Here is a 22,673-nt window from a genome sequence, read left to right as displayed (position 1 = left end):
ATTGCGATCAACAAGTCATCACGTTCAATAAGTAACCATCAATATGATAACAACTATCAAGAAACGCGCCTTCTTACGTCGAATTCTAACGGCATGTACTTTACTGGCCGTATCCACTTCAACCTTCGCAGATAAGCTGAACATAGGCATTACCTTGCAGCCTTACTACAGCTATGTCAAAGCGGTGGTCGGAGATAAAGCGGAGATCATTCCTTTGGTCGATGCAGGCTTTAATCCTCATAACTATTTGCCGCAACCGAATGATCTTAAGCGTTTGAACCAAATGGATGTGATTGTCGTGAATGGGATTGGCCATGATGATTTTGCACTAAAAGTGATCCAAGCGGCTCAACGTGATGACCTAGTGGTGATAGAAGCAAATAAAGAAGTACCACTGTTACCAGCAATGGGGCAATCAGTCGGCAAAGGCGCGGTGAATCCACATACGTTTGTTGGCCTATCGACTACGATTCAAAAGGTTTACACCATTGCGAGTGAACTGAGTAAACTTGACCGAGAAAATGCCGCTTTTTACCGTAAAAATGCGCGAAAGTACGCAAAAGCGTTTCGCCTTCTAAAGCGTGATGCCATGTTGTCACTTGGGCAGTTAGATACGGCAGGCATGAAGGTTGCGACCACGCACAATGCTTACGGTTATATCTTGCAAGAGTTTGGTGTCGATGTTGCAGCGGTGATTGAACCAGCACACGGTGTCGAGCCAAGTGCTAGCCAACTTCAAGAAACCATTGAGAAGATCCGTCAATCCGGCATTGATGTGCTGTTTTACGAACTCAATATGCCTAACCGCTTTGTCGATACGATCGAAGAAGCGACTGGCGTACAGCTTTACCGTTTTTCTCATATGACCCATGGCGAGTACGAAACCAATAAGGTTGAAGTTGAAATGCGTGAAAACGTTGCGACGCTTATTGAAGCGATGAAGTTCGTCGCAAGCAAACACGCGCAGGAGAAAGCGTGATGCCAGGCCCTTCTATTTCTCTTGACGGGGTAAGCCTGAAATATGGTGACAACCTCATTCTGCAAGGTATTCAAACCCAGTTCGAGGCGGGACAATGCCACGTCATTATGGGGCCTAACGGTGGTGGTAAGACGTCCCTGTTGCGTTCAGTGTTGGGCCTAACGCCTTTTACTGGTGATATCTCGGTTCATTGGCCAGTTCCAAAGCAGACGCAACAAGCAGGTCAAATTGGTTATGTACCTCAAAAGGCCATGTTTGAAGCCAGTCTGCCACTGACAGTGATGGACTTTGTATTGCTGAATCAAACACGCGTTCCGCTGTTTTGGCGACGTAAGTCTAAGCAAACTCAACAAGCACTGGCTCAGTTAGAGCGTGTGGGGATGGCTGCGCGTTGTGACCGTCGTATGGGACAACTGTCAGGCGGCGAACAACAGCGGGTGTTGTTTGCTCAAGCTTTACTGGACGACCCAAGTTTGCTTGTCCTAGATGAGCCAACAACAGGCATGGATGAGCAAGGGGTTCGTTACCTAGAGGGTTTGATTCATGAAGTGGTCGCAGAAGGGAAAACAGTTCTCGCTGTACATCATGATGTAACGGCTGTGCGTCGTTTAGATGCCCAAGTTCATGTTGTGAATCGTCAGATAGTTGCGTCAGGACATCACTCTGAGGTGTTAAGCCCAGAGCGAATTGAGTCTCTGTTTAAGCACTACACCGCGAAAGTGGAGGCTGCGTAATGGATTGGTTAAGAGAACTGGCTCTGCATGGCGTTGAAGCGGGTTGGTTAAGCGACAGTTTTGCTTATGCGTTTATGGTTAACGCGATTGTCGCTGCGTTGATTCTGGGGCCTTTGTTGGGCGGCTTGGGCACGTTGGTGATTGCTAAGCGTTTGGCGTTCTTTTCTGAAGCCGTCGGTCACGCAGCACTGACTGGTATCGCGATTGGTGTGTTGCTGGGCGAGCCACCAGAAAATCCATTTATTGGACTGTTTAGTTTCTGCATGATCTTCGCTTTATTGCTGCATTTCGTGCGAAATCGAACCAATGTTCCATACGATACTCTCGTCGGGGTATTCCTTGCGTTGGCTTTGGCAGTTGGTGCTGCCTTGCTGATGTATGTGGCACGAAAAATCAATATCCACATGTTAGAGAACGTTCTGTTTGGCTCAATCCTCACGGTGACAGACAGAGATATTACGATTTTGGCGGTGAGTTGCTTGATCATTTTATTACTGCTGATCCCGACATTTAACCGCATTTTGTTGACTTGCATCAGCCCAGATATTGCTCGTGTTCGAGGCTTTAATACCAGCTTCTATGATTACCTATTCGTTATGATGATCACTCTTGTCACCATTGCGGCAGTGAAGATCATTGGTGCCGTGTTAGTGGGTGCGTTGCTACTTATCCCAGGGGCTACAGCACGTCTGCTCACTAAGCGAATGGGTAGCTTTGTGTTGCTCTCATCCTTACTCGCGACCATCGCGTGCTTGGTGGGGACGGTCTTACCGATGGAGTTGGAACTTCCGGTGCCATCTGGCGCTTCGATCATTATTGTTTCTGCCATTTTCTTCTTAACCGCAACGATGTACCACATCGTACGTAAAGCTTAGTCAGGTATCTAAATATGAACACGAAAAAGCTAATCATCGGGTTGGGCTTAATAGCAACGAGCGCATATACGCCACTTACTGTTGCTAAAGACATTCTCACCAGTACCCCTGTCACCTACATGCTGTCACAGCAGTTGATGCAAGGGACAGGGATTGAAACCAGTTACTTACCACCTAAGCGATATGGCATTGAGCGTTTAGTTAACTGGTTTGGGAGCAAGGGTCAGCAACAAGTGATTAAAGCGGGTCAGGATGCAACGGTGGCGATCTCGTTGGGGGCTATTTGGCATCAAGATCCTACCTTTGTTTACGCTCGTCAGGGTAACGTACGTTTGATTGAAATTGATGCTTCCCAGGCGATTTCGCCAAGGGCGCAAGGGGTTGCAGCGTTGAAACTAGAAAATGGTGAAACGTCTAAATTTGCGTGGATGAACCCGACGAACTTGATTCGGATGGCTGCCATCGTTGGTGAGGATCTGCAAAAAGTGTATCCTCAGTATCAGACTCAGATAGAGAAGAACCAGCAAGCTCTAATGCTAGATGTACGTGAACTGATCAATCAGCAGCAAGGCGTTATTTTCGAAAAAGAGATCGATTCGGTGGTATTGTTGGGTGAATCGTTAGAAGATTTCGCATCAGGTAATCAGTTGTTTGTTGTTGACCGCCAATTTAAATCTGAATTGGAATGGTCCGAAGCAGAGAAACTATCTTTAAAAGCTCAATTTGAGGAAGATGAAACTCTGTGGCTGCTCACTAGTAGACGTCCGTCAAAAACGTTAATTTCATTGGTTTCACGGGATCGCATACTGCAAATTGATGTTATTGACCGATGGGGCAATAAAGGTATCAAAACTGAGAAGCCACTCGCACGCTGGCAGTTGTGACACGAAAAACACCACGAAATTTATGAAGGGAACTGAAAAGTTCCCTTTTTTTATGAGAGCTAGATCAAAAAGCAATCACAAATACCACCTGTTGCATAAGAAAATATTTGTTTCATTTATATTTCATTACTACCTTGTTACCTGTTCGTTGCGATTGATTTGTTTTATTTTGCTGTCGGGGCGAACCAATACAAACAACTATATGGATGTTAACAATGAAAATGAAAACTCTAGCCGTTGCAGTGGCGGCACTAGCATGTGGTTCTCAAGCTTTCGCAGCAGAAGTTTACAACAGCGATAGCACATCAATGTCGATTGGTGGTCATTTTACCACTGATATTGGTGATAACGGTGACAATGTAGAAGTCGGAGAAGTATCTCCTCGTATCAATATTGTCGGTAAACAAGATTTGGGGAATGGCCTAACTGTAGAAGCAAAAGGAGAATGGCAAACCAACCTTGTTGAAGGCGGTGATCCAACCTTTTCAACCCGTTTAGGTTACTTAGCTTTACACAGCGAAATGGGTAAAGTGACCGTAGGCACGCAATGGTCTCCTTACTACAGTGTTGCAAGTTTAACGGATATGCCAATTAAATATGCAAACGATTTTCTTTACGATGGCGGTCGTTCGGGTTCATGGCGTTCGATTGGTACGGGCCGTGCAAACAAAATGCTAAGTTATTCAAACAACTTCGATTTTGGTAATGATATGTCGTTGTACTTTGGCGTTGGTTGGCAAGGTGAAACTAACGCTGGAGGTTCTCAGTTTGATGATCGCGGCCAGATTGCAGCAAGTTTAAGCTTCTCAGATTTCAATGTCGGTCTTGCATATACAGGTGGTGATGTTGATTCGGAAAAACTAACCTCGACAGCTATTGCTGCGAGCTATGGTTCTTATGGCGAGGGTATTTATGTGGCGGGTGTATATGGTTTGAACGAGAACTTGTATGGTATGACGGACTCAGATCAAATCTCAGGTCTTCTAGCATATGGTCTAGATAATGGCCTTAACTTTATCCTTTACTATGAAAATGTTGATCGCGATGACAATGTGTTAGACCCTAACCGCGATGTTTTAGCTCCTCAAGTCGAGTACTCTGTGACCTCGAAGCTGAAAACTTTCGCTGGTTTTAGAACGCACATGGGCGACGATAAATCTGATGACGAATGGTCACTTGGTGCTCGTTACTACTTCTAATTAATAGGACAGTTTCTACTGCCTAAACACATTTATTGTGTTAACGCCTACTCGCTGTTAGTAGGCGTTTTTCTTTCTGTTGGCTCATCTGAGTCATGTCACCGAGTATCTAGGTTGAAAAATGCCCGCGTAAAAGCGGGCATTGTTTTCCGTGACTCATAATGAATGATGGTTAAAGCTTATTTTGTCTCCAACAGATCTAGGAAGAAAGCGTACTCAAGCGCGTCTTCTTTTAATCGTTTGAATCGACCAGAAGCGCCGCCATGGCCTGCTTCCATATCGGTTTTGAACAGCAAGACATTATCATCAGTCTTCATTTCACGAAGTTTGGCTACCCACTTCATCGGCTCAAAGTATTGCACCTGTGAGTCATGCAAACCTGTTGTCACTAACATGTTCGGGTAGTTTTGAGCTTTCACGTTGTCGTACGGTGAGTAGCTCAGCATGTAGTCGTAGTAGGTTTTGTCGTTTGGATTACCCCACTCATCGTATTCGTTGGTCGTGAGAGGAATCGACTCATCCAGCATGGTCGTCACGACATCAACAAACGGAACGTGCGCGCCAATACCACGGTAAAGCTCTGGTGCTTGGTTGATGATTGCACCCATTAGCAGGCCACCTGCGGAGCCTCCGACAGCAAAGACTTTATCTTTGGCCCCGTAGCCTTCTTCAACCAGTCCTTTGGTTACATCGATAAAATCATTGAAGGTGTTTTGTTTAGTCAGCTTTTTCCCGTCTTCATACCAAGGACGTCCAAGCATTTCTGAACCACGAATATGCGCGATTGCGTACACGAATCCGCGATCAAGTAAGCTCAAACGAGTTGAACGGAATGTTGGCTCGATAGTGGAGCCGTATGAGCCGTAACCGTACTGGTAGATTGGATTGGTGCCGTCTTTCTTGAAGAGGTCTTTACGGTAAACCAATGAAACTGGCACTTGTTTACCATCACGAGCTGTCACCATGATTCGCTCTGACTGGTAGTTATCGGCATCAAAGTCACCCAGCACTGGTGTTTGTTTCATGATTTCTGATTCACCTGTATTCAGGTCGAAATCATAGTAAGTACCCGGTGTAGTCAGGCTGCTGTAGTAGATACGAACTTTTGAGTTATCTAATTCGTAGTTGCCTGTCAGGTAAGCCGCAAACGCGGTGTCATTAAATTCAAGTGGGAATTCTTTGCCCGTCGATAGTTGGCGAACCTTGACGGTGGATAAGCCGTTTGTGCGTTGCTCGTAAATAAGGTGGTCGTCGAACAAGTCGAAATCGACCAGCTGGGTGTTGTCGTCGGCAGGAATGACATCGACCCATTTAGAGTGGTCATGCATCTCTTCTGATTTCACTTTCATCAAACGAAAGTTGACAGCTTGGTAGTTAGTGTAGATGTAGTACCAATCTCCCAGTTTGGCGATGCTGTACTCAATGCCAGTTTCTCTAGGGTAGAAAGCTTCGGCTTTGGCGTTCGGGTTGTTAGCATCAATCACAGATACGCCACTTGTCTCTGTGCTTGAGTGCCAAATGTAAACTTGCTCACCGTCTTTACTCTTACTCAAGAAGGTGTAGTAAGCGCTATCGGTTTCTTCGTAGATTAGCTCATCGCTTGTTTGAGCTGTGCCCAAGACATGGCGGTAAACTTGATAACCCAACAGTGTTTGCGGGTCTTTCTTGATGTAGTAGAAGGCTTGGTTATCGTTTTGCCATGCGATTGCGCTTGAGGCGCCTTCAATTTCATCTTTTAGATATTCGCCCGTCGTGAGGTCTTTGATCTTGATGGTGTAAATACGGCGGCTCAGCGTATCTTCACCGTAAGCCAGCATGTTTTCATTTGGGCTCACGTATAGGCCGCCAATGCTAAAGAACTCATGCTCTTTTGCCAGCTCGTTAACATCTAGAATGACTTGCTTGTCTGTACCGACAAAGTCTTTCGCACGCAGGTGTACTTCGTATTCGTTATCGCCCGTCACTTCATTTGAGTAGTAGTAACTGCCTTTACGAACTGGAACCGAATTGTCATTTTTCGCAATACGACCTTTGATCTCTTCAAACAGCTGTTTTTGCAGTACTTCGGTGTGTTTTAAAACGGTTTCTGCGTATTGATTCTCTTGTTCAAGGTGTTGCAAGATTTCTAAGTCTTGGCGCTCATCATCACGCATCCAGTAGTAATTATCGACTCGTGTATCACCATGAATATTCATTGCATGAGGGACTTTTTTAGCAACGGGTGCTTGGGTTTGTTGAGCAACAAGTTGCGATTGGGAGTAATGGTTCATGGTTGGTAATCCTTGATTGCTGCATCCGGCGACTAGCGCGACCGATACGGCCAACGTGGTTAAAGTGAAACGCATCTGTGTATCCTTATTGTGTACTCTTCTCGTGTTTTTTCGCCATTCATTTATCTTGCGAGTAAAAGTACGTTTGTGTTCTTCCAGTGAATGTATTTATATCGAATGGCCAACGAATAACTTCTGTGTAAGCAACTGTTCTTTTCTGCAAAGATTGGATGGGATGTTAAATGCAATTGCTGGTGGATGAGAGCTAAAGGGTAAGATGCGTGCAACAAAAAAGGGACACACTTTGCAGCATGTCCCTTTTCTTTATCTCGGTGGGGATTAGAGTCAGATTTTAGATCGCCAGTGGCATTTCGTTTGAATGGTCGTGCTTACGATTAACCCAGCGTAGACCAAGCATGGCGATGATCGACATTGCCATCATCAAACAACCAAGTGGCATTTGATCTTGTGCTGGGAAGAACGAAGCCAATAACGTCGCGATACCCGCACCTAGGTTCTGCATTCCACCTAAAATCGCACCACCAGTACCTGCATGGTATGGAAATGGTGAAAGTGCACCGGTTGTTGCCGCTGGGAACAAAATGCCAGCGCCCAAGAAGTAAATGGTTGCGCCGCCAATCAGGGTCAATGCCGTTGTTAGACCAAACAGACCTGGAATTAACACGACAGCAGAGCCAACTAAGATCGCGACTAGACCAACGTTCAGAGCACGGCGTTCAGAGCGACGTTGTGCAATGTAGCTCGATAAGCCTGCGCCGACTAGGTAACCCGGAATCGGCAAGACAAACAGCAAGCTTACTGTGGTTGCTGGTAAACCAAGTACGCCACCTAGTAGCACCCCAGCCGCTGCTTCAAATACGGCTACTCCTGCGAACGTTGCCACCAATACCAGCAAGAAACCTTGGAAGCGTTTGTCTGACAGTACGAACTTGTAGCTCTTTGCCACAGATTCATGTTTGCGACGCTCTTTCGGCAAAGTTTCCATCATGCTTGTCATCATGGTGATCACTACTGCGATACCAAACAGAGCAAGGAATAAGTAGCTAGAGCGCCAACCGAAAGCTTCAGTTAGGTAACCGCCTAGTACAGGGGCCATCAATGGCGAGAAAATTACACACATGCTGATCAAGCTGTTTGCACGGTGCAGTTCTGCGCCTTCAAAACAGTCACGAGTCAGTGTACGAGACATCGCACCGCCACAACCGATACCCAAACCTTGGATAAAGCTACCCGCTAGAAACCATTCGTACTCATGAGCAAATAGCGCCACCAAAGTACCAAGAATGTAGATGATCAAACCCGCAACGATGATTGGTTTGCGACCAAGGCGATCAGACAGTGTGCCGTACACAAACTGCGACAGACCGTAAGGGATCAGGTAACAGGCCATCACAGCTTGAAGTGACGACGCTGATACCAAGAACTCACCCGCCATATGACCAATAGAAGGCACGTACATCGTTTGAGTCATTTGACCTACGGCAGTCAGAATTGCGATTAAAAAGGTAAGTTTCGCTAATGGAAACGAGGCGGACATTTGCGTATCTCTCCAGAAATTTAAGACGTAAAAAGCCTTAGCGCTCCATATAGGAGAGCCAAATAAACAAAGTGATTAGGGAATCTAGGCGCGAGATATTAGAGCTTGAGTGCTGACTTAGCAATCAAAAAGTGTGAAGTTGAGCAAGATAAAAATCTATGATTTGGATTAGAAAATCTAATCTATTTTTGTTGGGGGTTGAAAACGAAAAAGGGAGCCGAAGCTCCCCTTGAAATTCTGTGCTCATTGAGAACAACTTTCGTTATTCACGACCTGAAGCGTAGGCGTAAAGCAACTCAAGTGCGATAGTCGCGCCAGCCAAGGCCGTTACATCGCTGTGGTCGTAAGGAGGAGAGACTTCTACCACGTCCATACCTACGATGTTCATGCCAGCGAAACCACGAATGATCTTCAGAATTTTATCTGAGTTCAGACCACCACAAACTGGTGTACCTGTACCCGGTGCAAATGCTGGATCCAGACAGTCGATGTCAAAAGTGACATACACAGGCTTATCCGCAACTGTGCGACGAATCTCTGCCAGAATCTCTTCTACCGACATGTCGTTCGCTTGCATCGCGTTGATCACATTGAAGCCGTGATCTTGTTGGTCATATTCAGTACGAATACCAATTTGAACTGAGTTCTTTGCAGAGATCAGGCCTTCTTTTTGCGCATGGTAGAACATAGTACCGTGGTCGTAAGAACTGCCGTTTGCGTATGTGTCAGTGTGCGCATCGAAGTGAATTAGTGCCATTTGACCATGGTGTTTTGCGTAAGCACGTAGGATTGGTAGCGTGATGAAGTGATCACCACCCAAGCCTAGCATTGTCTTTCCGCTCTTTAGAATCTCACTTGTTGCTGCTTCTAGGCGGTAAGTGAAATCTTCAGCATCACCACAATCGAACACAAGGTCACCTGCGTCGATCACTTTCAATTTATCAAATACGTTGAAGTCCCAAGGGAACTTTTTGCCTTCCCAAGCAAGGTTTACTGACGCACGGCGGATCGCATCTGGACCCATACGCGCACCAGGACGACCAGAAGTCGCCATGTCCAGAGGAACCCCCAGCACTACAACGTCTGCGTCTGCCGATACTGGATTTTTGATGTATGGTCGACGTAGAAACGACATAGAGTTGGAGTAAAGCGAATAATCGGTTTTAGTAAACAAATCATTCATATCAGAAGTCCTCTAAATAGGTGTAGCCTGCCAAACCTTGTTCTAGTTCAGCTAGGATTTGTTCTTGTTCACTGGCTTTAACACGTGCTGAAACCAATTGTTTGTAATTGTCACGAATCGCATCTACGTCGATATGAACGTAGCGCATCATGTCTTCTACGCTATCACCTTCGTTGATGTAGCTGATCTCAAACTGACCTTCTTCATCAACATTGACTACTGCACTGTGGGTATCACCAAATAGGTTGTGCATGTCACCAAGGATCTCTTGGTATGCGCCTACTAGGAAGAAGCCCATTAGGTACGGTTTGTCTTTGCTCCATGCTGGTACTGGTAGTGTGCTCTCGATACCTTGGCCATCAACGTAATGGTCAATCACACCATCGGAGTCACAAGTGATGTCCAACATCACCGCACGACGCTCTTCCACATCACCAAGACCAGAAAGAGGCAGAACAGGGAACACCTGATCAATACCCCATGCATCTGGCAGGGATTGGAAAAGAGAGAAGTTCACGAAGAACTTGTCCGCAAGACGTTCGCTCAACTCATCCAAAATAGGACGGTGGAAACGGTTCTTGGTACTCATTTGACGGCTTAGCTCGAAGTAAATGCGCAGCGACAGTTGTTCTGCCCACGCACGTTGTTCAAGGTTCAGTACGCCAGTAGCGAATTGTGAGTGAACCTCAGCCAAATCGCTTTGGGTATCGTTGTAAATTTCAATTAATGCACGCGCATCCGTACCATCTTGCAGGTTCTCCCAGTTTCGCCACATGTTTTGTAGCAAGAACGGAGCATCTACCGCTGGCTCGAACACTTCTTCCGGTTGGTACGTTTCTGTGCCAATAACATTAGAAATCAACACCGCGTGGTGTGCCGTTAGAGAGCGACCCGATTCAGAGATGATCACTGGCATCGGTTGTTCGTACTGCTGACACACATCACCTACCGTATTCACGATGTTGCGCGCGTATTCTGCAAGGCCGTAGTTCATCGAGTTCGAAGATTGGCTACGTGTGCCGTCGTAGTCTACTGCTAAACCGCCGCCAACATCGAAGTAATCAATGTTTGCACCCATGGCACGTAATTCACAGTAGAAACGTGCTGATTCGTTTACACCATTACGCACGTCACGGATGTTTGCCATCTGTGAGCCAAGGTGGAAGTGAACCAATTGCATGGTGTCCAGCTGGTCTTCGCGTTTTAGACGATCAATCACGCTCAATACTTGAGATGCCGATAGACCGAACTTCGATTTCTCACCCCCGCTTGCTTGCCATTTACCTGCACCTTGAGACGCAAGGCGGATACGCAAACCAAGACGTGGTGTTACACCCAAGCTTTTTGCTTCTTCAAGTACCAGATCAAGCTCAGATAGCTTCTCTAGTACGATAAATACTTTGTGGCCTAGCTTTTCACCGATCAGTGCAAGGCGCACGTATTCACGGTCTTTGTAGCCATTACACACGATCACGGAGCTGCCTTGTTGAGCCAGTGCCAATACTGCTAATAGCTCTGGCTTACTGCCTGCTTCAAGGCCCAGCTGTTTATTTTCTAGCTGTGCTTGGCTTGCTAAGATCTCATCAACCACTTCACGCTGTTGGTTTACTTTAATTGGGTATACCAGCAGGTATTTATTTGGATATTGGTACTCTTCAATTGCTTGGTTGAAAGCTTGGCAAATGCCATGCACGCGTTGGTGCAAGATTTGCGGGAAGCGCACTAATACAGGCAGGTTCAACTGCTTAGCTTCTAGCTCATTAACAATCGCACTGAAAGGGATTTGGTGTGCACGGTCACTACGAGGAGATACGTATACCTCGCCTTGGTCATCAATTCCGTAGAAGCCTTGGCTCCAGTAGTGAACGTTGTAGTCCGCGCGGATGCGGTCTAATTTAGTTGCTTTTTCCAACTCGATTCTCACAAAAATGTATTTAAGCCCTCATAGGAAGCAGAGGAGAAAATACAAAAAAGCAAATCATGAGGCGCTAACCTCATACCCTGACACGAACTCCGTGTGCACGCATTAACGGATAAAACTCAACCAGAGTCTAATGATTAAAATTTGTTCTTTCGATTAGTAATTATTGTCGAACTGCGGTGTAAACATTTATTTAACAGAGTGTCCACTCTACTGTTATAGTTGGTCTGACCAGTAAGGATTTGGTCGATAAGAAATAAGAATAAAGACTCAACAAAACAAGGACATGTTTTGCAGCTGCACAGAATTCAGGGATACATCCAAACCATGTATCTTGCCGAGTACCCAGACAAATTAATGCTGCTTGATGGCGCCAGTCGAGCGGATATCCCTCATCTTAAAGATTTTATCGAGCATCAGCTCAATCGACCGTTCACTGACCTAAAACTGGTCGTCGTTACCCACATGCACCCAGACCACGCTGGTGCAGCGCACAAGTTACGAGATCTCACTGGTTGTCAGCTTCTGGCAGCAAAGCGAGAAACGCACTGGTATGGTGGTTTAGATGGTTGGTTGATGCATCTTACGGATTTGATTTTGGCGCGTTGGATGGCGAACCGAATGCGCAAACCTAAGTGTAACCTTTGGTATTCACGAAAACTAAGACCGGATATCGAGCTGGTGGATGGAGAGGTGATTCCCGGTTTTACTGATTGGCAGATATTGGAAACACCGGGGCATACTGATAGAGATTTATCGGTTTATCATGCTGAGCAAGATGTGCTTTATGTCGCGGATTTGATGGTGCAGGTAAAAAGCCATTTGGTTGCGCCGTTTCCTATTTTTCATCCCAACCAATATCGCCGTTCGTTAAAGCGCGTTTTTGAGATGAATCCGAGTTGTTTATTGGCCGCACATGGTGGTGAAGTTGAGTTTGATGAAGACGCGTATCAACACATCATCAATACCGCACCGGTTAGACCCATTACGCACTGGCGAGTGACGAAGATAAAACTGAAAGGATTAATGCGATCTGTACTGAGAAGAAAGAACGATAAACAGGAGAAGGGCAGTTAGAATAGTATTTAAGAGCCAGATGAGCGACCACGGAGTTCGCTCATCTGAAGCTACGGGAATTATGGAGCCAATAAGTGAGATTGGCTCGGGTCTACCAGAACTTTGTCTGCCATACCCTGACGACCTAGCAACATCATGTAGGTCATCTTTTCACGGTTAGTCAGCGTGATGTCGATAGGCCACTCTTGGTCGCCCATGCGTAGCATTGTCGTGATCACGCAGCGGTGCTCGAACGTTCCGTTTGATGATTTCACTTTGCGGTTCGCCTTCAGTGGAGCTTTACAGCGAACCACTTGTTCTAAGTGGTAAACATCTGGGTGTAGATCGAATTCTACGTATGACTGACCGTCTTGCTCTGTGCACTCTAGGTTATCTACGTGCAGAGAAGAAGTCTGTGCGCCTGTATCAATACGCGCTTCAAGATGAGTAATCCCTAACTCAGGTAAGCAAATTGCTTCGGCGTTCCCAATGATCATTTTCTGATTCATAGTGTCATCCTAGCGATGAGTGATAAAGAGAGCCCGGTTTATAGGCTCTCACTCAAACAATTATCAGCCTTTACCGCGTGTACGGTTAGCGTTTGGTTTTGCGTTCTTCTCGATGAAGTCGAAGATCATGCCTGCAACGTCTTTTTCTGTTGCAGTTTCGATGCCTTCAAGACCTGGAGAAGAGTTCACTTCCATCACAACAGGGCCGTTTTTCGATTGAAGAATATCAACACCACATAGGTTTAGCCCCATGACTTTTGCTGCGTTGATCGCGGTTGCGCGCTCTTCTTTGGTTAGTTTTACTAGCTCAGCAGAACCACCACGGTGAAGGTTAGAACGGAACTCACCTTCTTTAGCTTGACGCTTCATTGCTGCGATAACTTTGTTACCTACAACGAAGCAGCGGATATCAGCACCATTTGCTTCTTCAATGAACTCTTGCACCATGATGTTCGCTTTTAGACCCATGAATGCTTCGATTACGCTTTCTGCCGCTTTTGTTGTTTCAGCAAGTACAACGCCGATACCTTGAGTACCTTCAAGTAGCTTGATAACCAAAGGTGCACCGCCAACGTTTTTGATCACGTCCTGAATGTTGTCAGGATGGTGAGCAAAACCTGTGCGAGGTAGACCAATGCCTTTGCGCGATAGCAGCTGCATAGAGCGTAGCTTGTCACGAGAGCGGCTGATTGCTACTGACTCGTTTACACAGAATGTGCCCATCATTTCAAATTGACGTACAACCGCTGTACCGTAGAAAGTGATAGATGCACCGATGCGTGGAATAACCGCGTCATACTTTGGCAATTCTTCACCCTTGTAACGAATCTTAGGGTTGTTACTCGTAATATCCATATAACAGTGCAGAGTATCGATAACATCAACTTGATGTCCGCGTTCTTCACCCGCCTGCTTTAGGCGCATGGTTGAATATAGATTCTCATTACGAGAAAGAATAGCAATACGCATGGCAATTCCTTAGTAAGTCAGTACCAAATTAAAAATATAAACATAGAGTATAGTGAGTGGGTTTAATTGATGTGACAGCATCCACTCGCTTCAACGATTTAGAATTGTGGTTGGACAACCACGTCGTCAGAGGTGCGCACCTTAGGGCGTTTTCTCACTATATGAAAACGAAAAAATATCATCGACACAACAAAAATAATTTATTGAACTCTCACGCCTTATTGCGTGCGCCTGTCAAGGGTGAGAAAAAGAAAATTGAGCCAAAAATTCATCATTTTTCGATGTGAGAAAACTAAAAAAAGCGGCTATTTGACCGCTTTACTTTAGTTGTTTTTATAGTGACTTAAGAAGAGTACAGCCGTTTGGGTGGCTAGCGCTCTGGACTCTTCCTCTGTTAAAGAAGCACGCATCCCCATTAACTGTGGCCAGAATGCACTGCCTTTAAGTAAGTTATGTAGCTGAATGCTTGCCACACCCACATCTTCGATCTTAAGCGCACCGTTTTGGGCATGTTCGGTGAGCCAACGATGTAACGCGGTTTCTTGTTTTGACATGCGTTCAGCTTGTTCTTTGAGATCTTCCGGCTTAAACAAAAAGTGTCCAAACGCGACTTTTGCTAATTCAATGTAGTTAGGTTCCGTTACGACGACGATCTCACTGTAGAGCAATTCAATCAATTGCTGTTTCAGCGGCAGTGTGGGTAAACGTTCAATATCGCTGTCCATCATTGATGAGCGCCAAAGCTCCGTCAGCAACTCGGTCACGATCGCCTCTTTAGAAGGGAAGTGATTATAGACGGTTCGCTTTGATACTTGAGCGATTGAAGACAGCTTATCCATGCTGGTGTTTTGCACCCCAAATTCTTGAAACGCTTGTTTCGCCGCGCATAGAATCGCTTCTCTTTTGGTCTCGCTACGACTTTTTCTTTTTACATTCATAAACTTGTTAAGTTAGGAAGATCATTTCTGGATCTATTTTACACTAAGTAGTTTACTTTTGATAATTTGAATGTAAACTGCACCGTGTAGTTTACTTTTGTTCGGGTTTACTTTTTATGAAAAAAACTTTGCTAGCCACAGTAGGAGCGTTCGCGATGGGTACATCAATGATTTCTTGTTCTAATGTTGATACTGAAAAAGCGCCAACATACCCGGACAAATTTGCAAACACCGAGTTGGAATACAAAAGCAGTTTGGGCGATATGTTCGGTATCATGAAAGCTTATTTCACAACTGAGCGTGCGAATCCAACCCCAACAATTGAAATTCCAGTGAATGCGATGACTGCGACACAACTACTAGAAGAACAAGATGACGTCATATACCGTCTTGGTCATTCGAGCGTGTTGATGAAGCTTGATGGTAAGTTGGTGATGACCGATCCTGTCTTTAGTGACCGAGCATCTCCTGTCCAATGGGCAGGACCAAAGCGTTTCCACCAAACACCAATCACTTTGCAAGATTTGCCAAGTATCGATGTCGTGGTGATCAGCCATGACCATTACGACCATCTAGATAAAGCCTCGATTAAAGAGCTTGGTGACAAGGTTGGAACTTTCTTGGTGCCTTTGAAAGTGGGGCAATTACTGGTGAACTGGGGCGTGCCTAAGGAAAGAGTGGTCGAGCTAGATTGGTGGGAGTCACATTCTGTCGACGGTATTGAATATACACTGACTCCGACTCAGCACTTCTCTGGTCGAGGTTTGACAGACCGCGATACGACGCTGTGGGGCAGTTGGGTTATCAACGCACAGCAAAATAAAGTGTTCTTTAGCGGTGATTCAGGTTACTTCAATGGCTTTAAAGAGATTGGTGAAAGGTACGGTCCATTCGATTTCACAATGATTGAAACGGGCGCATACAATGACCTTTGGTCAGATATTCACATGTTCCCGGAGCAGAGTGTCCAGGCACACATTGATGTGCAGGGTAAAGTGATGATGCCAATTCATAACAGTACATTTGATTTGTCAATGCACGATTGGAATGAACCAATGCAACGTGCGTTAGACATCAGTGAAGAACGTGGTGTGACTTTAGTTAGCCCTGAGATTGGGCAACGTTTGGCGCTTGCTGAGCCTCAGCCAGTTAAGGCGTGGTGGCAATAATTGCCGAGCTAAACAGCCAAACAGTTGAATAGTTAAGCCACTTATTAGAAGTTACTTGGTAGTAGTTACGTGGTCAGGGATAAGGATAAAGCTATGATGAAAGCAAAGTGGTCGTTGCTACTTACATTAAGTATTCTGCCTACCTTTGCATTAGCAGAGTTAGAGGAAGATATCTCGACGTTGATAAAACGAGTTGAGCAATCCTCTTGCACCTTTATCCGTAACTGCAAGGCGTATACCAATCGCGAGGCGGCAGAACACATGCGCAACAAATGGGATTATGCCAAAGATGACGTTGATTCTGTGGATGTGTTTATAAAAGAGGTGGCGTCAAAGAGTTGGTTATCTGGCAAGCCATATTGGGTGGATTGCCAAGATAAGCGTATTACTAGTGAAGAATGGCTGACATCATTGATGAACAGCAGTACCGATCACATTCAATAAGACCTGTTTGATGGTTTGGTAGCGCAGTGGCAATGTGCGGCTGCGTTTTCTCACCAAAAATAAATCTTCATACACCGGTTGTTTTAACTCGGCGACATACAACTCTTCTCTTAACGAAAAGCTCTCCACCGCACTGCGCGGTAAAACGGTAAAGCCGAGTCCTTTGCTCACTGGCAATAAGATCTGGCTTAACTGGTTCACATATCCTGAGAGTGGCATGTCACTGACTTTGACCTCTTTTAATGAGGGTTCTGCGCATTGATCGAAAAAGAGCGTCATGTAATGTTCGGCGTCTGGGTGTCCAATCACACCACAGTTTTTAAGTAGTTCCGGTGTGAGGGTTTTTCCTTGGTAGGATTTAGGCAAGATCAAACATAATGTCTCTCGCCCAATTTGCTCGCTTTGGAACACGCTTTTATTCGGTGAGTAAGTCACGATGCCCAAATCAATTCGCCCTTCTGCAACCCCATTAAGAATAGATTGGTTAGGGGCTGCTTCTAGGTGAATCGATAAGCCTTTATGTCGTTTTTGCTTTTCAAGTAGCGGATCAAACAGCATCAAAGCAAGTGCGCCAGAACAGGCGAGTTTGCAGTATCCTGCGTGTAGGTCATCAAAGCTTAAGTCTTCAAGTAGGCTTTTCTCTTTTTCTTCAAGTTCTAGCGCGTAGGTATACACCATGCGGCCTTGTTCAGTGAGCTCGAAGCTTTTGTTCTCGCGTTTAATCAATGGGTGCTGACAAGCTTGCTCAAGCTTTTTTATGTGCTGACTGACACCGGGCTGGGTCATGTAGAGCTTTTCTGCCGTCTGAGTAAAGTGACCGACTTCGACAAGAGTTTTGAATGTATGTAACCAAACAGGATTCAGCATAGGACGTCGTTTGCTAGAAAAATTGCTGAAATAATAGCATGATGCATAGCAGAACGCAGAGTGGCAGATAAATGACAGGCAAAATAAAACCCCGCCTGGTTTCCCAGACGGGGCTTATTCTTTTTCGCAGCAATCCGGCTACTAATAGGTGCTCCCTGCATCTATCCTTGATTGTGGCTAAATCCTTTAACCGAGTTCCTTGTTCATCGCCTTCCTAGCGGTGTCCATTCTTGCCTATCGTCCTGACGGGCGAACTCTGTCCTAGAGTTTAACTACATCCTTGCTGATAACTCATCCTAAGCTACCAAATCTTCATCCTGAAGATACCCAATCCTTTAGGCTTTTTTCCTGTTCCCGCCAACTTCCTGTCAACACATTTAGTATTGTTGTTTTGCTGATTACTCTCAATCAGCTAGATAAAAAAACTTTGGCAGTGAATATTGCTTAAAAAAGGATAGTTATTATTTTTCATATGCTTAGGTTAGTTGTTCGATTTGTTCTTAGTCAAAAATGGTCGTTTTACTTACATCGCTTGTGAGAGATCTCGCACAAGACTCCGAGCCAATGTACGAATTGGCGTCTTTTTCGCCTTGTTTAAGAGTTTGCTCAAGATCACAACTCGAACGGTAGCCATAAGATTTAGCGACAGTTTCAGATGATATCCCCATCTCTTTTACTGCAAACATGGCCCACTCATCGCGAGTTTTTCGCATGATTTGTCGTAGTTTGGTTTTTAAATTACTCATAGCTGCTCCTTAATTAGCTTGTCTTTACGAGGCAAGAATAAGGATCGAAGTGAGGCCAAGTTGATAGTATGCCGCTCAATATCAATACTATTGAGGCGTAATGAAGAATCGACCTGTATTACTGATACTATTTACGCGTAGAGCAATATTATCTAGCAGGGTGATGAATGGCGTACATTGAAAAAATACCTCAGAGACCAGGCTTTTCTTGGCGCTATCGTCGAATTGATGAGTCAACAAAGCAGTCTGATTTACACTTTCATGATGATGTGTATGAGTTGGTTATTCATCGTCATTTTAAGGGAGTGTTAAATGTCGGCCATTTCGAGATGGATATCGAACATAATCAGATGTTGTTGATTGCCCCTGGCGTTCCGCATTCTTTTTGCTCTACGTCTTCGAAAGACAATTGTGAGACACACGTGGTTTGGTTTAAGCGTGAGTGGATTTCCAATCTCATGTTTTATTGCACGGAGCTACGTAAACTGGACCCGTTATTAAAAGCGGCCAATAAAGGTGTGGTCTTTTCTAAGGGAACGGCCCAACAAGTGGTGGACTTGATGCATGAGCTGATGAAAGTCCCTGCAATGGAACAGCTTGCCCGTTTTATTCACGTTCTTTCTTTGCTTGCCCATGATGAAGCCGCAAAAACACTGATGACGCATTCTTACCTCTCGCTGAGTGAACATGAGCAACAAGAAAGAGAGCGGGTTGCTAAGGTCAATACGTATCTTGAGCAGCACTTTGCTCATAAAATAACCCTTGCCGACTTAGCGAACGATTTATCGCTCAGTGAAAGTGCCGTGACTCGATTATTTCAAAAGCACTTTAAAGAACCTTTTAGCCAGCGCTTGATGAAGCTGCGTATTAATCACGCTGCGGAATTGCTGCAATCGACTGAGTTACCGATCGGGATTGTGTTTGAGCGAGTAGGGTATCGGAATCAAGCTTTATTTAATCGCCATTTCAAAACTTACAAAGGGCTTACCCCGCGAGATTACCGACAACATTACCAGCAACGCATTCAGCCCTAGCCTCTTGCTTAGTTTTGGTAGGTGTGCCCTCTTTTTGATGTTGAGTGAGAATTCATGTGCAACTTGTATATTATTTGCTAGGTTGTTGAAGAATCATTATTAAGATTCAATGACAGATTAAATAGGGAACTTGATTGCCATTAATCTGTCATATTCAGTGGATAGGTTGACCCTTGCCATACGATAAAACACAGTCGAACTGTTCAAAAATTGACTGTAACGCGTCGTGTTTTGTCATTATGTTGTGAAATCAATCACGGTTAATTTATTCGTTCCCCGATAGATTGAAGGGGAAACAACCTTAGACAATAAGCTCATGATGAGCGCTACCTATATAAATGAGGGAGATTGCTATGAAAAAGATGAGAAGAGCACAGTTGCATCGTGTACGTATTCAATACTGGAAAGACACAAAAACTGACGCTACCAAAAAAGCATAGTTAACCACACTCGTGACACTGAGCTGGCAATGGACGAATTACCTTCCATAACATGCCAGCTCTAAAATTATCTGGCACATCCATACTTTCCAAGACTCTAAGCTTCCAAAACAACCAAACGTTCCACTCTTTCTAGATTCAACATCTCAGCACAAAACCATCGCCTTAAATGCAAAAAAGCCAGTCCGAAGACCAGCTTTCTCTATTACTTGCTCAACCCTGTGTTACAGAGTGATTCCGCAATTACAGGTAGTTTGCGTCAACCAAGTCGCCAGCTTTTGCGCTGCTTACTTCTGGGCGAGCTTGTAGCCAAGCCAAAACTTGCGCTTTCTGTTCTTCAGTTGCGCTTTCGTAACGCTCTGTTGAACATAGGAAGCCTTCAAACAGCTCTAGACCACCGCCGCCAAAGCATAGGTTTAGACCATCAATATAGTCGATAAACTCATCAACGAATGCATCGTAACGATCGAAGTCGTTGATGTCTGTTTCACAGCTGATTTCAAAACCTAGGATTGCGAATTCACCTAGGAATAGCTTTTTGCGTAGACGACGATTTTTGTTATCGATTTTATCTAGTTTCATGATTATCTCTCGTGGATGATTTGAGTACACCTTATACCCCCAAAACAGGCTTTGCCCAAGCAAAATCGGGAGTACATAGAATAGATGGGTGCTTTATAACATTTTCTAAACACAAAGTTCATAAAGATGGACTACTTCTGTCACTTTTCTCTTCCAAACTTCCTCTCGCTTGATAATTAACAAACTTATAATTCAACCTAACACTAGGAAAGCAACACCATGAGTAAGGAAACCTTCGACGCGACGCGTTACAACCAGAGTAATAACAAGCCTTTTGAAGAAGTACTTGAAGCGAGCCTATCTCGACGCAGTATCCTAAAAGGTGGCCTAGGTATCAGTGCGATGACCGCTTTTGGTGCGTTTGGCTTATCTGGGTGCAACGATTCTAGCTCTGGCACTTCAGCTGGCAATGGGTCTAACGTGTCTAGCGCAGTATTGAATTTTGATTCTATTCCGGGCTCTCTGACGGATGCAGTTTCGATTCCGCAAGGTTATGTCGCACAAGTTTTGGTACCTTGGGGCACACCTCTAAATGCACAAGGTAATGCTTGGAAAGACGATGGCAGCAATACGAGTGCTGATCAGCTCAATGCGCTTGGTATGCATCATGACGGCATGCATTTCTTCTCACTAAATGACAGTGATACTGATGGCTTGTTGTGTATTAACCACGAGTACATTGATACTTCAGCATTGCATCCTAGCGGTCCAACCGTTGTGGGCGGCGTGCGTACTATCGTCGACGAAGTTCGTAAAGAAATTAACGCGCACGGTGTATCCGTGGTTCGCGTTCAACTTGAAGACAACATGTGGAAGCTGGTGGATACCGATCCACTAAACCGCCGTTACACTGGCGCGACAGTTATGGACTTATCTGGTCCTGTGGCAAATACAGAATTGACTGTGACTCGCTTCTCTCAAGATGGCAGCCAAGCACGTGGCACACTGAACAACTGTGGTAATGGTTTCTCGCCTTGGGGCACGTACCTAACGTGTGAAGAGAACTGGCCGGGCTACTTCGTCAACGCAGGAGTTCGCACTGAAGAGCAAGATCGTATTGGTGTAGATGATGAACGCACTCGCTACTTATGGGAAACGTTGGCGGGCAACGCTGAAGAACGTTTGGACGAGTTTACGCGCTTCAATGTTGAGCCTACGGGCGCAAGTGCATTAGATGATTACCGTAATGAAGCGAACGGCCATGGTTACATCGTTGAGATCGACCCTTACACGCAAAACTCACGTGCTAAGAAGCGTACTGCACTAGGTCGCTTCCGTCACGAAGGTTGTACTTTCGGTAAGCTTGAAGAAGGTAAGCCTGTGGTCTTTTACTCTGGCCACGACTCTCGCTTTGAGTACCTATACAAATTTGAGTCAGCGGCAGTGTGGGATCCAGCAGATACTAATCCAGCAAACCGTTTGGCAACGGGCGATAAATATATGGATGAAGGCACACTGTATGTGGCGCGCTTCAACGAAGACAGCTCTGGTACTTGGTTGCCACTGACACTAGATAGTACGACAGTTTCTGGTGGCACTTTGGCAGATAGCTTCAATTCGTTGGCAGAAATCATCCTCAATACGGCGGGCGCAGCCGACCTCGTTGGTGCGACGCCAATGGATCGCCCAGAGTGGTGTACCGTGGATCCATTCACAGGCTCGGTTTACCTGACGTTAACGAACAACACCAAGCGCACAGAGGAAACTAACCCTGCAAACCCACGTTTGAACAACAAGTTTGGTCATGTAATTCGCTGGGACGAAGGCGAAGCGGCAACAGACTTCACGTGGGATATCTTCGTGTTTGGTTCTCCAGCAAACGGTGATGCGGACACTAACCGTTCTAGCTTGACCGAGCTCAACCAATTTGCGAGCCCAGACGGCTTAGCGTTTGACCCTCGTGGCATTCTGTGGATTCAAACGGATAACGGTGCAGATGAAGTGACGTCTTACACTAATGACCAAATGCTTGCGGTTGTACCTTCAAAGCTGACGGATGAAAACGGCACGCAAGAAGTGATCGGCGTAGAAAACCAAGCTGAGCTGAAGCGTTTCTTTGTTGGTCCTAACGGCTGTGAAGTGACAGGATTTACCATCAGCCCAGATTACAAGTCTTTGTTCGTGAACATTCAGCACCCAGGTAACTGGCCTTATAGCGACAATGCTGCGGAAGAGACACCAGCGGGGATGACACTGCGCCCACGTGCAGCAACGGTGGTTATTCGTCGTGAAGACGGTGGTGAAATTGGTGTGTAGCCACTAGGTTGTACGACTGAATATCGGGAATAAGAGAAGCCCTGCGTTTGCAGGGCTTTG

20 protein-coding genes are annotated in these 22,673 nt (G+C 45.4%); 10 read left to right on the top strand and 10 right to left on the bottom strand.

Features of this window, described 5'->3' with window-relative positions; all coding sequences use genetic code 11:
• Positions 1-43: 43 nt before the first annotated feature.
• The 5 genes from A8140_RS22410 to A8140_RS22390 all read left to right on the top strand — a co-directional run bounded on the left by A8140_RS22410 (position 44) and on the right by A8140_RS22390 (position 4,671).
• Positions 44-979 carry a metal ABC transporter solute-binding protein, Zn/Mn family gene (locus tag A8140_RS22410; RefSeq protein WP_005530219.1) on the top strand — a complete coding sequence of 312 codons (936 nt, stop codon included), beginning with the start codon at positions 44-46 and terminating at the stop codon, positions 977-979.
• Positions 979-1,713 carry a metal ABC transporter ATP-binding protein gene (locus A8140_RS22405; RefSeq protein ID WP_005530217.1) on the top strand — a complete coding sequence of 245 codons (735 nt, stop codon included), beginning with the start codon at positions 979-981 and terminating at the stop codon, positions 1,711-1,713. Before A8140_RS22410 ends, A8140_RS22405 begins: the two co-directional genes overlap by 1 nt.
• A complete protein-coding gene (locus A8140_RS22400) occupies positions 1,713-2,588 on the top strand; it encodes a metal ABC transporter permease (protein ID WP_005530215.1) in 876 nt (291 codons plus the stop codon). The genes A8140_RS22405 and A8140_RS22400 overlap by 1 nt, the downstream gene beginning before the upstream one ends.
• Positions 2,589-2,602: 14 nt before the next feature.
• Positions 2,603-3,472 (top strand): metal ABC transporter substrate-binding protein, encoded by an 870-nt coding sequence (locus A8140_RS22395; RefSeq protein ID WP_005530213.1) that lies wholly within the window; start codon positions 2,603-2,605, stop codon positions 3,470-3,472.
• Positions 3,473-3,687: 215 nt separating this feature from the next.
• A complete protein-coding gene (locus tag A8140_RS22390) occupies positions 3,688-4,671 on the top strand; it encodes a porin (protein ID WP_005530211.1) in 984 nt (327 codons plus the stop codon).
• 179 nt (positions 4,672-4,850) lie between these two features.
• On the opposite strand, the gene A8140_RS22385 is transcribed toward A8140_RS22390, so the two are convergent.
• The 4 genes from A8140_RS22385 to speA all read right to left on the bottom strand — a co-directional run bounded on the left by A8140_RS22385 (position 4,851) and on the right by speA (position 11,594).
• Positions 4,851-7,016: a S9 family peptidase gene (locus A8140_RS22385; RefSeq protein WP_033000011.1), complete on the bottom strand. Its 2,166-nt coding sequence runs from the start codon at positions 7,014-7,016 to the stop codon at positions 4,851-4,853.
• A gap of 277 nt (positions 7,017-7,293) precedes the next feature.
• On the bottom strand, positions 7,294-8,499 hold the full coding sequence (gene emrD / locus A8140_RS22380; protein WP_005432600.1) for a multidrug efflux MFS transporter EmrD: 1,206 nt from the start codon (positions 8,497-8,499) through the stop codon (positions 7,294-7,296).
• A 262-nt stretch (positions 8,500-8,761) separates the two neighbouring features.
• Positions 8,762-9,682, bottom strand: a complete 921-nt coding sequence (speB, locus tag A8140_RS22375; protein ID WP_005530207.1) for an agmatinase — start codon at positions 9,680-9,682, stop codon at positions 8,762-8,764.
• Position 9,683: 1 nt separating this feature from the next.
• The gene (speA, locus tag A8140_RS22370) at positions 9,684-11,594 is read right to left on the bottom strand and encodes an arginine decarboxylase (RefSeq protein WP_005530205.1); all 1,911 of its coding nucleotides are present in this window, start codon (positions 11,592-11,594) and stop codon (positions 9,684-9,686) included.
• 336 nt (positions 11,595-11,930) lie between these two features.
• Here speA and A8140_RS22365 point away from each other — a divergent pair, with 336 nt between their 5' ends.
• Positions 11,931-12,680: an MBL fold metallo-hydrolase gene (locus A8140_RS22365; RefSeq protein WP_005530202.1), complete on the top strand. Its 750-nt coding sequence runs from the start codon at positions 11,931-11,933 to the stop codon at positions 12,678-12,680.
• A gap of 59 nt (positions 12,681-12,739) precedes the next feature.
• Here the strand turns inward: A8140_RS22365 and A8140_RS22360 are convergent, their stop codons facing one another.
• From A8140_RS22360 to A8140_RS22345, 3 genes are all read right to left on the bottom strand, one after another.
• On the bottom strand, positions 12,740-13,168 hold the full coding sequence (locus A8140_RS22360; RefSeq protein WP_005432588.1) for an ATP-dependent zinc protease family protein: 429 nt from the start codon (positions 13,166-13,168) through the stop codon (positions 12,740-12,742).
• 63 nt (positions 13,169-13,231) lie between these two features.
• Positions 13,232-14,137, bottom strand: coding sequence for a 30S ribosomal protein S6--L-glutamate ligase (gene rimK / locus A8140_RS22355; RefSeq protein ID WP_005432587.1), 906 nt, complete (start codon positions 14,135-14,137; stop codon positions 13,232-13,234).
• Positions 14,138-14,460: 323 nt separating this feature from the next.
• A complete protein-coding gene (locus tag A8140_RS22345; protein ID WP_005530198.1) occupies positions 14,461-15,075 on the bottom strand; it encodes a TetR/AcrR family transcriptional regulator in 615 nt (204 codons plus the stop codon).
• A 155-nt stretch (positions 15,076-15,230) separates the two neighbouring features.
• Here A8140_RS22345 and A8140_RS22340 point away from each other — a divergent pair, with 155 nt between their 5' ends.
• Positions 15,231-16,244 (top strand): MBL fold metallo-hydrolase, encoded by a 1,014-nt coding sequence (locus A8140_RS22340; RefSeq protein ID WP_005530196.1) that lies wholly within the window; start codon positions 15,231-15,233, stop codon positions 16,242-16,244.
• Between the two features lie 93 nt (positions 16,245-16,337).
• Positions 16,338-16,688 (top strand): DUF5329 family protein, encoded by a 351-nt coding sequence (locus A8140_RS22335; protein WP_005530193.1) that lies wholly within the window; start codon positions 16,338-16,340, stop codon positions 16,686-16,688.
• On the opposite strand, the gene A8140_RS22330 is transcribed toward A8140_RS22335, so the two are convergent.
• Together A8140_RS22330 and A8140_RS22325 are read right to left on the bottom strand one after the other, a co-directional pair.
• Entirely contained in the window at positions 16,653-17,555 is a 903-nt protein-coding gene (locus A8140_RS22330; RefSeq protein WP_005530190.1) for a LysR family transcriptional regulator, read from the bottom strand. The genes A8140_RS22335 and A8140_RS22330 overlap by 36 nt on opposite strands.
• A gap of 500 nt (positions 17,556-18,055) precedes the next feature.
• The gene (locus A8140_RS22325) at positions 18,056-18,301 is read right to left on the bottom strand and encodes a hypothetical protein (protein WP_005530189.1); all 246 of its coding nucleotides are present in this window, start codon (positions 18,299-18,301) and stop codon (positions 18,056-18,058) included.
• 167 nt (positions 18,302-18,468) lie between these two features.
• Here A8140_RS22325 and A8140_RS22320 point away from each other — a divergent pair, with 167 nt between their 5' ends.
• Positions 18,469-19,335 (top strand): helix-turn-helix domain-containing protein, encoded by an 867-nt coding sequence (locus tag A8140_RS22320; protein WP_005530187.1) that lies wholly within the window; start codon positions 18,469-18,471, stop codon positions 19,333-19,335.
• Positions 19,336-20,018: 683 nt separating this feature from the next.
• Here A8140_RS22320 and A8140_RS22315 read toward each other — a convergent pair.
• Positions 20,019-20,357 carry a YggL 50S ribosome-binding family protein gene (locus A8140_RS22315; protein ID WP_005432583.1) on the bottom strand — a complete coding sequence of 113 codons (339 nt, stop codon included), beginning with the start codon at positions 20,355-20,357 and terminating at the stop codon, positions 20,019-20,021.
• A 219-nt stretch (positions 20,358-20,576) separates the two neighbouring features.
• Here A8140_RS22315 and A8140_RS22310 point away from each other — a divergent pair, with 219 nt between their 5' ends.
• Entirely contained in the window at positions 20,577-22,613 is a 2,037-nt protein-coding gene (locus A8140_RS22310; protein ID WP_005530184.1) for a PhoX family protein, read from the top strand.
• The last annotated feature ends 60 nt before the right edge of the window (positions 22,614-22,673 follow it).

This window comes from Vibrio campbellii CAIM 519 = NBRC 15631 = ATCC 25920 (assembly GCF_002163755.1).
GTDB classification, from domain to species: Bacteria; Pseudomonadota; Gammaproteobacteria; order Enterobacterales; family Vibrionaceae; genus Vibrio; species Vibrio campbellii.
The sequence above is the reverse complement of the archived record's forward strand: the minus strand, read 5'-3'. Positions and strand labels throughout refer to the sequence as shown.